The organism is Rhodopirellula sp. UH5, from assembly GCF_056839225.1.
Genome location: NZ_CM166390.1, coordinates 3,558,921 through 3,572,724 on the forward strand (window position 1 = coordinate 3,558,921; position 13,804 = coordinate 3,572,724).

The following is a 13,804-nucleotide window of genomic DNA, read 5'->3' on the forward strand; positions in this document are numbered from 1 at the left end:
CTCGCCAGCCACTGAGTGACCGACACGGGCGGCATTCTCTCACGCACCCGCCACTTTCGTGTAGGGGGAATCAAACTTTTGACTGGAAAATTCAATCCAACTGCAATCGAACAAGCCATTCAACCGCACTGAGAACACCAATCAACACGACACCAAACCCCATCCACCAGTTCGCCTCAACGGACGGACGACGCCCGCTCCAGGCCACACGAACCGCCACCAGCAACAACAAAAACACAAACAAACCAAGTAGCATCCCCGAAACATTCGCCTGCGCAGACGCAACCAACTCACCCCTTGTCAACCAACTCCACGACGTCGTCATTCCACACGCAGGACACCGCATCCCAAACAGCAAACGCATGGAACAGGGCGGCAACCCCAATTGCTGATGAGTCCCCAAACCTGCTGAGGAAGGCGACAAACAACGCGAGACACCCAACAAGCCGCCGCCGACCAAAAAGCCAGCAACCATCAAGCCCCGAAAGCCCCAACCACAACGATTCGTTGACAACCCAAACACAGACACCCCCAATGAAACACAACCTACCCACGCACACCGACTGACCCAGAACGACAAGACCCGAAACAACAAGACACAGCACAGCAAGGCCGAGAGGGGAAACGCAAGACAAAACCCCGCAAGCACCCACCCCAAGCACGCCCGAAACGCCACCTCACCCCACCCCGCTTCGTCGATTCACGACAACTCCCGCAACACCGACTCAAGGAACCGCAGGAAACGCGACGATGACCATTGCCTCGGTTGACCCAAACGTCAACAACGGCGGGTTCCGCGAAGCACCAAACACGCCTCCCAGCGTCGATTAAGGCCAAACACCCCCGCTGCCAAGTTCAATCCTGGCAAATTCGACGGCTTTTTTTAATCAATTGTTCAAAAGCCGTTGACGCTCAATGACGTCAGCCGTACATTCTCGCCTCCTCACAGCAAAGTTGCGGTGAGGAATTGACTCATTTCTCGTTCACGACTTGGAAGTAAGCAGTGTCAACCGGCCCCAGCGAAGTCATCCGCATTCGAATGGAAGCGTACGACCATGCCGTGCTGGACCAGAGTGCCCGCGACATTGTCGATACAGTCAAAGCGACCGCCAGCATCGTGCATGGCCCCATCCCTTTGCCAACTCGAATCGAAAAATACACAGTCCTGTCGAGCCCCTTTGTCAACAAGAAGGCTCGCCAACAATATGAAATCCGAACGCACAAGCGTTTGGTGGACATCGTTCAGGCATCCGCCAAGACGATCGAAGCACTCAACAAGCTCAGCCTGCCGGCTGGTGTCGATATCAAAATCAAGGCGTCCGCCCGCTGATTGGTCGACAATCGCATTTCGCAACCCCGGCATTCAACTGACAAAGAGCCGACACTGATCCAGCACTCACGGGAAACCCTGCGAGCAAGATCAGCTCTCCACCGGCCTCCCCGTCAGGACAAGATCGGACCCCACGGCAACAAGCCACTTCACCGGGGACCGACTCAAGTTACCCATCACACACACGAATTGGTCACGGTTTTCCGCATGGACGGATGTCGCGACGAAATCACTCAGCCCCGGCACTTGCCGACCAACTGAGTCGATCGTCACGAAAGTCTCGGAACTCCTAACGAATCGCACATCGCTCGCTAACCGCGGGCAGGAACTGTTATGTCACCATCTATCCTTGGCCGTAAAATCGGGATGACTCAGATCTTCCTGGAAGACGGAACCGCTGTTCCCGTCACGGTCGTGCAAGCTGGCCCTTGCCACGTGCTGCAAGTCCGCAGCAAAGATCGCGACGGCTACGAAGCTGTTCAACTGGGTTTCGAAGACAAACCTCGCCGCTTGGCCAAACGCAGTGAGCGTGGCCAAGTCGCTACCATCGAAAGCAAACGCTCCAAGAAGCGTTCCGCCGCTGGCATCGAAGCTCCCACCAAGCCAGACTGCGAACCACAGCGATTCATCCGCGAGTTCCGTGGATCAGCTGACGCCACTGTCGGCGACACCCTGACCGTTGAGCAATTCAACGAAGTCAAAAAGGTGGATGTCACCGGCACCAGCAAAGGACGCGGCTTCGCCGGCGTCATGAAACGCCACAACTTCGCTGGCCAACGTGCCACGCACGGTGTGAAGAAGTGCCACCGCCACGCTGGTGGTACAGGCATGAGTGCGTCACCGAGCCGAACATTCAAAGGCAAACGAATGGCTGGCCAGTACGGCAACGCCAACGTCACCACCCGCAACCTCGAAGTCGTCCGCGTCGACGCAGAAAACAATCTGCTCATGATTCGCGGTGCGGTTCCTGGCCCCAACGGCGGCTTTGTCTCGATTCGTCAAACCAACAAAGTCGGCTGAGGAATACACACATGGCAAACCTACCTATCCTCGACGCATCCGGCAAAGAAGTCGGGCAGTACGAGATCGACACCGAACAAATCGCCAACCGAGTCAGCAAGCAATTGTTGCACGACGTGGTGGTCATGTACCAAGCCAACAAACGCCAAGGCTCGCACAACACGCGAACCCGTGGCCAAGTCAGCGGCACCAACAAAAAGATGTACCGCCAAAAAGGAACGGGCAACGCTCGGGCCGGCTCCAAGCGAACCAATGTTCGCCGTGGTGGTGGCGTCGCACGCACCGTCAAACCTCGCGACTACAGCTACCGCCTGCCCAAGAAGGCGATCAAGATCGCCACTCGCATGGCCATCCGCTCTCGCATTGACGATGGCGAAATCGTGATCATCAACGAAATCAAGCTGGACGCACCCAAAACCAGCCAAATCGCTCAGATCCTCAAGAACCTGGGCCTGGACAAGACCACCACGTTGATCGCCACTGCCAACGATGACCAAGTCATCTTCAAGAGTGGCCGCAACATCAGTGGCGTGACGGTTGAACCCGTTCGCCAACTGAACGCACTGACTCTGCTGACTCCGAAACGAGTGCTCTTCACACAAGAAGCTCTTGATCGAGTCAAAGACGGCACATTCGCCGGTTCCACCCAGAACACCAACGAAGCGGAGGCAGCGGCCTAACATGTCTGCGATCCAACCACCCAAACCCGTTGAACGCAAGATCGAACTGGAACCCCACCAGGTCTTGCTCAAACCGCTCGTGACCGAAAAAGGCGTGCACCGCGCGACCCGGAACAACCAATACGCGTTCCAGATCCACCGCGACGCAACCAAGCTCGACGTCAAAAAGGCTGTTGAACATCTGTTCGACGTCAAAGTCGTCAAGGTCCGCACCCAAACCCGCAAAGGGAAAGCCCGCCGGTTCCGCCACAAAATCGGCCGCACCAGCGACTGGAAAAAGGCGATCGTGTCACTCCACGAAGATCACCGAATCGACTTCTTCTAGGACACAGTGAAGAGCATTGGGTTCACCCAAGTTCTGACACCGATCACCACAAAACACTTCCCCGCACAGAAACAGCTCGCACGAAAAAGCGATACTCATGGGCATCCGAATCTACAAGCCGACCAGCGCCGGCCGACGCAACGCGTCGGTCAGCGACTTCAAGGAACTGACGCCTGGCTACAAGCCAGAACGTTCCTTGCTGCGTCCAAAAAGCAAAACCGGCGGACGGAACAACCAAGGCAAGATCACCTCACGTCACCGTGGTGGTGGACACAAGCAAAAGTACCGTGTCATCGACTTCCGTCGCGTCAAAGACGGCATGGTTGCAACGGTTGACTCGGTTCAATATGACCCCAACCGCACAGCTCGGATCGCATTGCTGAAGTACCCTGACGGTGCCAAGCTTTACGTGATCGCACCAACGGGCGTTGCCGCTGGCGACAAACTGCAAAACGGCCCCGACGCTCCTCCCGTGGTCGGCAACTGTCTGCCACTGAAGAACATCCCGTTGGGCACCTCGGTCTGCTGCATTGAAATGCGAGCCGGACGCGGAGCAGTGATGTGCCGCTCAGCGGGAACACAAGCCACCCTTCAAGCCCGCGAAGCCGATTGGGCTCAGCTGCTGTTGCCCTCTGGCGAAGTCCGCCGAGTGCCCAGTGCATGCCGTGCAACGATTGGCCAAGTTGGCAACAGCGACCACATGAACGTCGTCCTCGGTAAAGCGGGCCGCTCACGCTGGCTCGGTCGCCGACCTCACGTTCGCGGTACTGCCATGAACCCAGTCGATCACCCGCACGGTGGTGGTGAAGGCCGAACCAAGGGTGGACGTCACCCGGTCAGCCCATCAGGCAAGAGTGCCAAGGGCGGACGCACGCGTCAGAAACGCAAACCAAGCAATTCGTCGATCGTTCGCCGACGCAAGAGTCGTCGCTACGGTCAATTGAAACTCCACAAGTAGGCCACCCTTTCAGCGGCAACTCCGGTAAAAAATCATGAGTCGAAGCAGTAAGAAGGGTCCTTTTGTTGACCCGAAAGTCTTTTTCAAAGTTCAGAAAGCAGCCGAAACTGGCTCCAAAGAACCGATCAAGACATGGGCGCGATCTTGCACGATCGTTCCAGAATTCGTGAACGTCACGTTCATGGTTCACAACGGACGCCAGCACATCAAAGTGTTGGTGACCGAAGACATGGTGGGTCACAAACTCGGCGAGTTTGCTCCCACACGGACCTTCAAAGGTCACGGCGGCAAGGGTAAACGCTAATCCAAAGCGGCCCTCCATCCGGTTGGTGAAATTCACGAGTCAAACGATCTAGCGACAGACATGTCTCAATTCAACGCATATCATAAGAACGCCCGCATCAGCGCACAAAAGGTGCGCCTGGTTGCCGACTTGGTTCGAGGCATGTTTGCCGACGAAGCCTTGGACACCCTGAAGTATCAGCCCCAACGTGGAGCTCGAATGCTTGAGAAGGTGATCAAGAGTGCTGTCGGGAACGCTCAAGACCCAGATCAAAACAGCGGCCGAAGCCATCGCATCGAGGAGTTGGTCATCACCGACGTCCGCGTTGATGGCGGACCGATGTTCAAACGTATTCAACCGCGTGCTCGCGGGATGGCGTTCATGATCAAGAAACGCTCCAGCCACATTCGTGTGGGCCTGACACACATCGAAAGCGTCGAGTGAAATGACTCGCACGAGCAACTTGCTCTGTGATTCACTCTGACACCTGATACAACACCGTTTATTCAACTCCCTGCCTTAAGCACTCAGCACTCTCCCATGGGTCAAAAAGTCAATCCGATTGCGTTTCGTACCGGCGTCACCCGTGGTTGGGGAAGTCGTTGGTATGCCTCGAAGCAGGATTTTGCGGACCTGCTGGTGGAAGATCGCAAGATTCGCGAGTTCATCACCAAGCACCCGAAGAAGTCACAATACAAAAGTGCGGGCATCGATCGCATCGAGATCGAACGCACCCGCGATGAAGTACGGGTGATGCTGTTTGTCGCTCGCCCAGGTTTGATCATCGGCAAGAAGGGCCAGGAAATTGAGATCCTGCAAGCCGAACTGCAGAACCTGGTCGGACGTCGCATCAACCTGAAAGTGGAAGAAGTGGGCCGACCTGAACTGCAAGGTCAGTTGGTCGCCGAGGACATCGCTCAGCAATTGGCAAAGCGATCCAGCTTCCGACGCACAATGAAACGAATGCTCGAACAGACGATGGACGCCGGTGCCAAAGGCATCAAAATCCAAATGGCAGGTCGACTGGGCGGTGCCGAAATGGCCCGTCGCGAAAAGCAAAGTGCTGGCTCAATTCCATTGAGCACGCTACAAGCCAAGATTGATTACGGATTCACCGAAGCGATGACGCCACAGGGGCACATCGGGATTCAAGTGTGGATTAACCAAGGTACTTACGGAGACGACAACGATGGCGCTGATGCCCAAACGGGTCAAGCATCGAAAAAGCCAAAGAGGTCGTATAAAAGGTAACGCGACTCGCGGCAATACGGTCGTCTTTGGTGACTATGGTATCCAATCATTGGATGCCGGCTGGATCAAAGCTACGACAATCGAGGCCGGACGAATCGCTGCCCAGCAATACGTTCGCGGCCAAGGCAAGCTCTACATCCGAATCTTTCCCGACAAGTCTGTGACCAGCACTCCGCTGGAAACACGGATGGGGAAAGGTAAAGGGGAGCCTGACTTTTGGGCCGCGGTCGTCAAGCCGGGAACCATTTTATACGAACTCAGTGGCGTGACCGAACAACAAGCCAAGGTGTGCTTTGCGCGTCTGGCGAGTAAGATGCCGGTCAAAGTCCGATTTGTCGAACGTCGCTCTGCTTGATCGCAAGGCGATCCGGTAGATCGGCGGGTTGATGACAGGGTTCGCCCGAGAGACTTCAGCCTACATGAACAACGTGAATGATCGAAACATCGATTGTTCCGTTGATCGGGGTTACGGAGTCAAACGGCTTGCAACCCAGACGATTCTGGCCTTTGAACGATTCATCCCCTTTGACCTTTGTCTAATTCGATGACCAAACTGACCGAACTTCGCGAAATGAGCGACGAACAGCTCGACGCGACTGCGACTGAAGCCGCCGAAACATTGTTTCGCCTGCGGTTCCAATCACAGTCCGAGCGTTTGAACACGCCCAGCGAAATCAAGAAGAACCGAAAAACGATCGCTCGTGTCAAGACGATCCAAACAGAACGTCAACTTGCTCAACCGCAAGCTTAATTGACTTCTCAAACTCACCCATCCATTCACTGCACGTCCACCTAGCACCATGCCCAAACGCGTCGTAGCCGGAATTGTGACCAGCGACAAAATGAGCAAGACGCGTCGCGTCGAGATCGCTCGTTTGGTCAAGCATCCAAAATACAAGAAGTACATTCGCCGCCGCACGGTGTGTCACGTTCACGACGAGAACAATGATTCGGGTGTTGGCGACAAGGTCGAGATCATTGAATCGGAACCATTGAGCAAACTCAAACGCTGGCGTTTGGTTCGCGTGCTCGAAAAGAGCACCGCCGTGGACGTTGTCGCTTTGCGTGCTGCTCGTAAGAATGCCGAAGCCGAAGGCTTGGCCGCAGCTCACGCTGGTGAACCCGAAGCAGAATCGACCGCCACGGACGCTTAATCGCAACCTCCTCCACACAATCGTCCAACGTTTTTGTCGTTGAAGTAAACAGATATGATCCAACAAGAATCCCGCCTCGATGTCGCCGACAACACTGGTGCTCGAGAAGTCATGTGCATCAAGGTGCTCGGCGGCAGTCGGCGTCGTTTCGCCACTGTTGGCGATGTGATCGTTTGCAGCGTCAAGAGTGTGATTCCGGGCAGCGAAGTGAAGAAGAAGGCCGTTGTGCGTGCCGTGATCGTTCGCGTGAAGCAGCCCACCCGTCGTCCTGACGGAAGCTACATTCGTTTCGACTCCAACGCAGTTGTGTTGGTCGACAAAGACCGCAACCCTCGAGGCACTCGCATCTTTGGTGCCGTCGCTCGTGAGTTGCGAGAAAGCAACTTCATGAAAATCGTCAGCCTCGCCAACGAGGTGGTCTGACCCGACTGCTCAACCTTCCGTTGAGTCATCGGTCGAAACCACCACCATTCGCAAACAAATTATCGCTCAAAGTTACTACCATGAAATTTCGCGTTGACGATGAAGTCATTGTGATTGCCGGAGCTGACAAAGGTCATCGCGGCAAAATCTTGAAAGTCGATCGCGACAAAGAAAAGGTCGTTGTCGAAGGTGCTGCCCGCGTGTGGAAACACGTTCGGCAAAGCCAAAAGAACCCACAGGGCGGTCGCTTGAACAAAGAGATGCCCATGAGTGCGAGCAACGTCATGTTGGTCGACCCATCGACCGGCAAACCGACCCGCATCGGAGTCCGTTTCTTGGACGACGGCAGCAAAGAGCGTTTCGCGAAAGCCAGCGGCGATAGCCTCGGGCAAATCGCGCCAGCCAAAGCTTCCAAAGCATCCAGCTGATTGACGACCTCCACCACACACACCTTACCCTATTGGCCGTTTCTTCCTCGGCGGCGCAGTGCCTAACATGTCCAGCTACATTCCACGAATGCAACAGCGATACGACGAATCCGTTCGTGCCGCTATGACAGAAACGTACGGCTACAAGAACGTGCACCAAGTGCCACGTCTGCTGAAGATCAGTATGAACATGGGTGTTGGTGCCGCAGTCGGCGACAAGAAGGTCCTTGACTTGGCCATCGACTCGATGACCCAGATCTCCGGCCAAAAGCCTGTCACGACCATCGCTCGAAAATCCATCGCAGGTTTCCGCCTGCGTGAGGGAATGCCAATCGGCTGCATGGTGACGATCCGTCGCCAACGCATGTACGAATTCCTGGACCGCATGGTTTCCATTGTCCTTCCTCGTGTCCGTGACTTTCGCGGGATCAGCCGCAAGGCGTTCGATGGAAACGGCAACTACACCCTGGGACTCAACGAACAACTCGTTTTCCCAGAGCTGAACCCAGACAAATTCATTCGTCCACAAGGGATGAATGTCAGCTTTGTTACCTCGGCAAACACCGATGACGAAGCTCGAGAACTGTTGCGTTTGTTCGGCATGCCGTTCAAACAACCCAAAGAAAAAGAACAGGCCGGCGCGGCCTGATCCGGTTCCCCCCGGAACCACCCCATCGTTTTATTTCAATTCGTCGCACGTCTCTCGCTTGAGACGCTCCCCGATTCGTACACCGCAGGTCCTTTCGTGGCAAGCAAATCCAAGGTCGCCAAGGCGCTTCGCACGCCTAAATTTTCATCTCGAAAAGAGAACCGATGCAAGTTTTGCGGTCGTCCACGTTCGGTGTACCGCAAATTCGGTTTGTGCCGAATTTGTTTCCGTGAGAATGCCAATGCGGGATTGATCCCTGGCGTTCGCAAGAGCAGCTGGTGAGCTTGGATATTTAAAGGGAAACCACAGCCATGATGACCGACCCCATTGCCGACATGCTCACCCGAATCCGCAACGCAGTACGCGTTGAGCGACCGTTCGTGGACATCCCCGCCAGCCGCGTGAAGCGTGGTGTGGCCGATGTTCTCAAACGGGAGGGATTCATCTGGGACTGGAAAGAAGAAAAACTGGAAGAAGAGCCAGTTGGCTTTCTTCGTTTGGAACTGAAATACGGTCCCAACGGAGAACGCGTGATCCAGTCCATCCGCCGAATCAGTAAGCCCGGCCGTCGCCTGTACAGCCGCAGCAAAGAACTCAAACCCGTGCTGGGTGGTTTGGGAATCCGAATCATCAGCACCAGCAAAGGTGTGATCAGCGATCGCGAAGCACGCCGCGAAAAGATCGGCGGCGAAGTGCTCTGCGAAGTGTCTTGATTGACACTCGTTGACTCCCAACTTGCCAAACCATTCATATTCTCCCCGTACATTTGTAATCAGCCATGAGCCGCATTGGTAACAAGCCAGTCGCGATCCCCGCCGGTGTGACGATCAGCATTGCTGACCGCAACATTGATGTGGAAGGTCCCAAGGGCAAACTGTCGTTCAAACATCGTCCAGAAGTGACGGTTGCGGTCGATAGCGAAACGAACCAAGTCATTGTGTCGCGTGATGTTGACGATCGTCCATCGCGAGAATTTCACGGCCTGACCCGTGCGATCGTCGCGAACATGATGGTCGGCGTGAAAGAGGGTTACGAAAAGAAGCTCGAAATCGTCGGTGTCGGTTACCTGGCATCGATCAGTGGTGACACGTTGCAACTCCGCGTTGGTTATGCCAACGAATTGCATCGCAAGATCCCTTCCGACCTGACGGTCAGCTGCCCCGACCAGACTCACGTTGTGATTCAAGGTTGTGACAAACAAAGCGTCGGCCAATTTGCCGCCGAAATTCGATCACTTCGGAAGCCTGAGCCTTACAAGGGCAAAGGGATTCGCTATCAGGGCGAACAAGTCAAGATCAAACCAGGTAAGTCGGCCACCAAGTAGGTTTGCCGTCGCATTTGGCGGGGCGTTGCTCCGCTGTTCCCATTCATTTCATCCGTTCACAACGATCATCGTGGGTCGTCACTATGGACAAGAATAAAAAACTCCAAAGCAAACGCCTGCGTCGCCGGCGCCATGTTCGCAACAAGTTGCGAGGCAACGCCGACCAGCCACGTTTGTGCATTCAGCGCACGCTGAAGCACTTTGCTTGCCAGGTCGTGGATGACCAAGCGGGCAAGACCATTTTCAGTGCGAGCACACGTGACAAATCGGTCCGTGAACAGGTCAAAGCGGGTGGCAACTGTGACGCCGCAGCCTTGATTGGTAAGCTGGTCGCAGAGAAAGCTGCTGAGGCGGGTGTCAAAGCCGTCAAGTTGGATCGTGGTCACAACAAATACCACGGCCGAGTCAAAGCATTCGCAGATGCCGCTCGCGAAGCTGGCTTGCAGTTTTAATTTTCCCATCCCGCGACATTCATCGCAACGAATCAACATAGTCCGCCATGAGCAACGCACGAAACAAACGCAACAACAAGAACGAAGAGCAAGGTCTGGACGCAGGTCTGCTGGACCGAGTGGTCAAGATCAAACGTTGTGCGGCTGTCGTCAAAGGCGGTCGTCGTTTCAGCTTCGCTGCGATGGTGGTTGTCGGCAACGGCAGCGGTCAAGTTGGCTGGGGCTACGGCAAGGCCAACGAAGTTCCGCCAAGCGTTCAAAAGGCGCAAAAGCAAGCTTCCCGCAGCATGATTCACGTTCCCTTGGTGGAAGGCAGCATTCCTCACCAAATCTGGGGTCGTTATGGTGCCGCTCGTGTGCTCTTGATTCCTGCTGGTGCTGGTACGGGTATCATCGCTGGCCAAGCGGTTCGTGCGGTTTGCGAAGCATGCGGGATCCACGACATTTTGACAAAGTCGTATGGAACCAACAATCCAGTGACCTTGGTCAAAGCCACCCTCGACGCGATGAGCAAGTTGCGAACTCGCGAACAAATTGCCGCCTTGCGTGGTCTGAACCCAGACGACCTGATCGAAGCCTAACATCGGGGGCAGTTTGCTCCCGTCAACACCGGCTGAATCAGTTCACTTCGCATTGCAGCGACAGACCTTGGACGCCATTGGCACAGACACTCATTCAAACACTCGGGCAGCATGACTGACGCCTTCCGTTCAGTATCCCGCCCCCAGCCTTTCCATCACTACTATGCAACTCAACGACGTTCATCGCGGTATTACCAAACACCGCTCTCGAAAACGCATCGGTCGTGGTCCTGGTAGCGGCACCGGCAAAACGTCGGGTCGTGGGCACAAGGGACACAAGAGCCGCAGCGGTTACAGTCGCAAGCCCAACTTCCAGGGTGGAGCGATGCCAATGTTCCGCCGCGTTCCCAAGCGTGGTTTCAACAACCGCTGGGCATTGACGATCTTCGCGGTCAACGTTGGCAAGTTGAACGAAGCTTTCAATGATGGCGAAACCGTCACATTGGAAGCCCTCGCGGCAAAGAACCTCGCCAAAGGCAACTTTGACGAACTGAAGGTTCTCGGCGATGGCGAGATCACCAAGAAGCTCACGATCCAAGCTCACCGATTCAGCAAGTCGGCCGAAGAAAAGATCTCGGCTGCCGGCGGAACAGTGGACAAACTGGCTCCGAAACGCACGCCAGACGAACGTGTTGCTGCTTTGAAGAGCGAAAAGTAATTGGCTCAATCAGCGATCGTTTTGCATCGCGATGCTCCATACAACTGAATCAACAACAGGCCTTGGCGATCTCGTCAGGCCTGTTTTCATAGAATTGGCAATCGACCCTCGGCTTCCTGGCAATCGTTCTTCCGCGATTGGTCTTAGGTTGCTAGTTTGATTGCCTTGGCGATGAGAGTTTCTCTTCGCTCTGCCTGAAACACATTGTGCGTGCTTACCATTTCTCTTGGTAGGGCGCGACGAATTCACCCTGCACGATCGACGACGGACGGATCGATGTTTGAAAAGCTGCGAATCATTTTCTCGATCCCTGAGCTTCGCAAGAAGGTCATGTTGACGATCGGGTTGCTTGCCATTTACCGGATCGGGTTCCACATCCCGTTGCCGATGATCGCGACGAACTTGGACAGTGGCGCCGGTGGTGGTGCTGCTGACTTCTTCGAAAAGGTCAGTGTTTTCGCGGCCAGCGATCTGCGTCAAGCGACGATCTTCGGCCTCGGAATCATGCCGTATATCTCCGCGTCGATCATCTTTCAGTTGCTTGGAAGCGTTTACAAGCCGCTGGAAGAACTGAAGAAGGAAGGCGAAGCAGGTCGCAAAAAGCTCAACGAATACACTCGTTACCTGACCGTGGTGATCTGCCTGGTTCAGAGTTACATGTACCTGAAGTTCATGCTGATGGCGGGAGCCAACGGGCAAAGCAGCATCAACCCGAACTTCATGAACGCCAACGAACAGCTGTTCTTTGGCTGGCAGATCGTCGCCGTTTTGGTCATGACCACGGGAACCGTGTTCCTGATGTGGCTCGGTGAACAAATCGATGAATACGGGATCGGCAACGGGATCAGCTTGCTGATCATGGCCGGTATCTTGGCTCAGATGCCAAAGGCACTCTACGAATTGGTGCTGGGCATGAAGACCGAACTGACCGGTTTGGCCAAAGGACAGGTCGGAATTGAAACACTGATCATCTTGGTCGTGCTGTTTGTTGTCGTCGTCTTCGGTGTGGTGTTCATCACCTTGGGACAACGCAAGATCCCCACCCAATCCGCCAAGTTCACTCGCGGTCGTCGCGTCTACGGCGGCACCCGTCAGCACTTGCCCCTTCGAATCAACCAAGCCGGCGTGATGCCCATCATTTTCGCCAGCTCGCTGCTGATGATCCCCGGCGTCCTGTTCGGCTTCCTGGCTGGCCAGTTCGCATCCGATGGAGCTTTGTTCCGCGGATTCAACCTGATCAGCTTGACGATGAGCGATCAGACCTCGTACTTCTTCAACCTGTTGTACGTCGGCTTGATTTTCTTCTTCTGCTACTTCTGGACAGCCATCACGTTCAACCCAAAAGAAATGAGCGACAACCTGCGTGATTCGGGAACGTTCATTCCTGGTTATCGTCCCGGTCGCCGCACAACGGATTACCTTGAAAAGGTGATGGTCCGGATCACTTATGTTGGTGCTGCCTTCTTGGGTCTGATCGCGATTGTTCCAACGATCGTTTACGGTTCGCTGGGTGTTCCTTACTCGATCGCCGGTTTCTACGGCGGCACGGGCCTGCTGATTGCCGTCAGCGTGGCGTTTGACTTGGTCCAAAAGATCGACAGTCACCTTGTGATGCGAAACTATCGCGGACTGCTGGAAGGTGCCGGCGGCGGCACATCCCCGGTCGTTTGATCCAGGCAGTGTTGTGCGAATTGTCTTCATCGGTCCGCCAGGTGCGGGCAAGGGCACTCAATGTGAACTGCTGAGCAAAGCCCTCCGCGTGCCGCACATTGGCACGGGTGGAATGCTGAGAGCCTTGGAACCGGACCGAGGCGAGCAGATTCATCTCCGAATCGATCGGGGGCACTTTGCTCCTGATGAATTCGTGTTGCAAATGGTCGCCAAACGATTGGCACAACCAGACAGCCAAACCGGTTATCTGTTGGATGGTTTCCCGCGAACCCAGGTCCAGGCCAGTGCCTTTGACCAGCAACTGATTGCTGACTCAGTCAAGCTTGATCACGTGCTGCACCTTCAGGTGTCCGCCGATGTGCTGATCAAACGTCTCCGGAAACGGGGCAAAACAGAGAAGCGGGCCGACGATGCCGAGGAATGCATCCGAGAGCGGTTTCGGATCTACGAGGCCCGAACTGAACCGTTGCTCGATCACTATCGGCAGCAGGGCCTGGTGCGTGATATCGATGCATCGGTCTCGGAGCCACTGGTCCACGCTTCGATCTGGGAACGCTTGCACCCCGACGCACTGGCAATCGATCCTGCTGCCAAGGATTGACCTGGCCCGCACCTCG

Annotated in this window: 23 protein-coding genes; 22 read left to right on the forward strand and 1 reads right to left on the reverse strand. The window is 55.3% G+C overall.

Annotated elements, in window-relative coordinates; genetic code table 11:
• Nucleotides 1-91 precede the first annotated feature (91 nt).
• A complete protein-coding gene (locus tag UH5x_RS12615) occupies nucleotides 92-475 on the reverse strand; it encodes a DUF2752 domain-containing protein (RefSeq protein WP_482635851.1) in 384 nt (127 codons plus the stop codon).
• A 528-nt stretch (nucleotides 476-1,003) separates the two neighbouring features.
• On the opposite strand from UH5x_RS12615, the gene rpsJ reads away from it, so the two are divergent.
• The 22 genes from rpsJ to UH5x_RS12725 all read left to right on the forward strand — a co-directional run bounded on the left by rpsJ (nucleotide 1,004) and on the right by UH5x_RS12725 (nucleotide 13,788).
• Complete coding sequence (gene rpsJ, locus UH5x_RS12620) at nucleotides 1,004-1,330, forward strand: 30S ribosomal protein S10 (protein ID WP_083434712.1); 327 nt, start codon at nucleotides 1,004-1,006, stop codon at nucleotides 1,328-1,330.
• A gap of 333 nt (nucleotides 1,331-1,663) precedes the next feature.
• Nucleotides 1,664-2,350, forward strand: coding sequence for a 50S ribosomal protein L3 (gene rplC / locus UH5x_RS12625; protein WP_063838424.1), 687 nt, complete (start codon nucleotides 1,664-1,666; stop codon nucleotides 2,348-2,350).
• An 11-nt stretch (nucleotides 2,351-2,361) separates the two neighbouring features.
• Nucleotides 2,362-3,030: a 50S ribosomal protein L4 gene (gene rplD, locus UH5x_RS12630; RefSeq protein ID WP_047812395.1), complete on the forward strand. Its 669-nt coding sequence runs from the start codon at nucleotides 2,362-2,364 to the stop codon at nucleotides 3,028-3,030.
• Between the two features lies 1 nt (nucleotide 3,031).
• A complete protein-coding gene (gene rplW, locus UH5x_RS12635) occupies nucleotides 3,032-3,355 on the forward strand; it encodes a 50S ribosomal protein L23 (protein WP_047812394.1) in 324 nt (107 codons plus the stop codon).
• A 97-nt stretch (nucleotides 3,356-3,452) separates the two neighbouring features.
• Nucleotides 3,453-4,313 carry a 50S ribosomal protein L2 gene (rplB, locus tag UH5x_RS12640; RefSeq protein WP_047812393.1) on the forward strand — a complete coding sequence of 287 codons (861 nt, stop codon included), beginning with the start codon at nucleotides 3,453-3,455 and terminating at the stop codon, nucleotides 4,311-4,313.
• 34 nt (nucleotides 4,314-4,347) lie between these two features.
• Nucleotides 4,348-4,617 carry a 30S ribosomal protein S19 gene (rpsS, locus tag UH5x_RS12645; RefSeq protein ID WP_007326800.1) on the forward strand — a complete coding sequence of 90 codons (270 nt, stop codon included), beginning with the start codon at nucleotides 4,348-4,350 and terminating at the stop codon, nucleotides 4,615-4,617.
• A gap of 111 nt (nucleotides 4,618-4,728) precedes the next feature.
• A complete protein-coding gene (rplV, locus tag UH5x_RS12650; RefSeq protein WP_047812423.1) occupies nucleotides 4,729-5,040 on the forward strand; it encodes a 50S ribosomal protein L22 in 312 nt (103 codons plus the stop codon).
• A gap of 96 nt (nucleotides 5,041-5,136) precedes the next feature.
• On the forward strand, nucleotides 5,137-5,847 hold the full coding sequence (rpsC, locus tag UH5x_RS12655; RefSeq protein WP_047812392.1) for a 30S ribosomal protein S3: 711 nt from the start codon (nucleotides 5,137-5,139) through the stop codon (nucleotides 5,845-5,847).
• Entirely contained in the window at nucleotides 5,795-6,202 is a 408-nt protein-coding gene (gene rplP / locus UH5x_RS12660) for a 50S ribosomal protein L16 (RefSeq protein ID WP_261340135.1), read from the forward strand. The genes rpsC and rplP overlap by 53 nt, the downstream gene beginning before the upstream one ends.
• 189 nt (nucleotides 6,203-6,391) lie before the next feature.
• On the forward strand, nucleotides 6,392-6,598 hold the full coding sequence (gene rpmC, locus UH5x_RS12665) for a 50S ribosomal protein L29 (protein ID WP_047812391.1): 207 nt from the start codon (nucleotides 6,392-6,394) through the stop codon (nucleotides 6,596-6,598).
• A gap of 49 nt (nucleotides 6,599-6,647) precedes the next feature.
• Nucleotides 6,648-7,001, forward strand: a complete 354-nt coding sequence (gene rpsQ / locus UH5x_RS12670) for a 30S ribosomal protein S17 (protein WP_047812390.1) — start codon at nucleotides 6,648-6,650, stop codon at nucleotides 6,999-7,001.
• Nucleotides 7,002-7,055: 54 nt separating this feature from the next.
• On the forward strand, nucleotides 7,056-7,424 hold the full coding sequence (gene rplN, locus UH5x_RS12675) for a 50S ribosomal protein L14 (RefSeq protein ID WP_047812389.1): 369 nt from the start codon (nucleotides 7,056-7,058) through the stop codon (nucleotides 7,422-7,424).
• An 80-nt stretch (nucleotides 7,425-7,504) separates the two neighbouring features.
• Nucleotides 7,505-7,852: a 50S ribosomal protein L24 gene (rplX, locus tag UH5x_RS12680; protein WP_047812388.1), complete on the forward strand. Its 348-nt coding sequence runs from the start codon at nucleotides 7,505-7,507 to the stop codon at nucleotides 7,850-7,852.
• Between the two features lie 67 nt (nucleotides 7,853-7,919).
• The gene (gene rplE, locus UH5x_RS12685) at nucleotides 7,920-8,501 is read left to right on the forward strand and encodes a 50S ribosomal protein L5 (RefSeq protein ID WP_047812387.1); all 582 of its coding nucleotides are present in this window, start codon (nucleotides 7,920-7,922) and stop codon (nucleotides 8,499-8,501) included.
• A gap of 96 nt (nucleotides 8,502-8,597) precedes the next feature.
• Entirely contained in the window at nucleotides 8,598-8,783 is a 186-nt protein-coding gene (locus tag UH5x_RS12690; RefSeq protein WP_053061012.1) for a type Z 30S ribosomal protein S14, read from the forward strand.
• 29 nt (nucleotides 8,784-8,812) lie between these two features.
• A complete protein-coding gene (gene rpsH / locus UH5x_RS12695) occupies nucleotides 8,813-9,214 on the forward strand; it encodes a 30S ribosomal protein S8 (protein WP_047812386.1) in 402 nt (133 codons plus the stop codon).
• A 65-nt stretch (nucleotides 9,215-9,279) separates the two neighbouring features.
• Nucleotides 9,280-9,825, forward strand: coding sequence for a 50S ribosomal protein L6 (gene rplF, locus UH5x_RS12700; RefSeq protein ID WP_047812385.1), 546 nt, complete (start codon nucleotides 9,280-9,282; stop codon nucleotides 9,823-9,825).
• 83 nt (nucleotides 9,826-9,908) lie between these two features.
• Entirely contained in the window at nucleotides 9,909-10,277 is a 369-nt protein-coding gene (gene rplR / locus UH5x_RS12705) for a 50S ribosomal protein L18 (RefSeq protein ID WP_047812384.1), read from the forward strand.
• 47 nt (nucleotides 10,278-10,324) lie between these two features.
• Nucleotides 10,325-10,858 carry a 30S ribosomal protein S5 gene (rpsE, locus tag UH5x_RS12710; protein WP_047812383.1) on the forward strand — a complete coding sequence of 178 codons (534 nt, stop codon included), beginning with the start codon at nucleotides 10,325-10,327 and terminating at the stop codon, nucleotides 10,856-10,858.
• 163 nt (nucleotides 10,859-11,021) lie between these two features.
• Nucleotides 11,022-11,516, forward strand: coding sequence for a 50S ribosomal protein L15 (rplO, locus tag UH5x_RS12715; protein WP_047812382.1), 495 nt, complete (start codon nucleotides 11,022-11,024; stop codon nucleotides 11,514-11,516).
• 276 nt (nucleotides 11,517-11,792) lie between these two features.
• Complete coding sequence (secY, locus tag UH5x_RS12720; protein WP_047812381.1) at nucleotides 11,793-13,187, forward strand: preprotein translocase subunit SecY; 1,395 nt, start codon at nucleotides 11,793-11,795, stop codon at nucleotides 13,185-13,187.
• 13 nt (nucleotides 13,188-13,200) lie between these two features.
• A complete protein-coding gene (locus UH5x_RS12725) occupies nucleotides 13,201-13,788 on the forward strand; it encodes an adenylate kinase family protein (protein ID WP_047812380.1) in 588 nt (195 codons plus the stop codon).
• Nucleotides 13,789-13,804 lie beyond the last annotated feature (16 nt).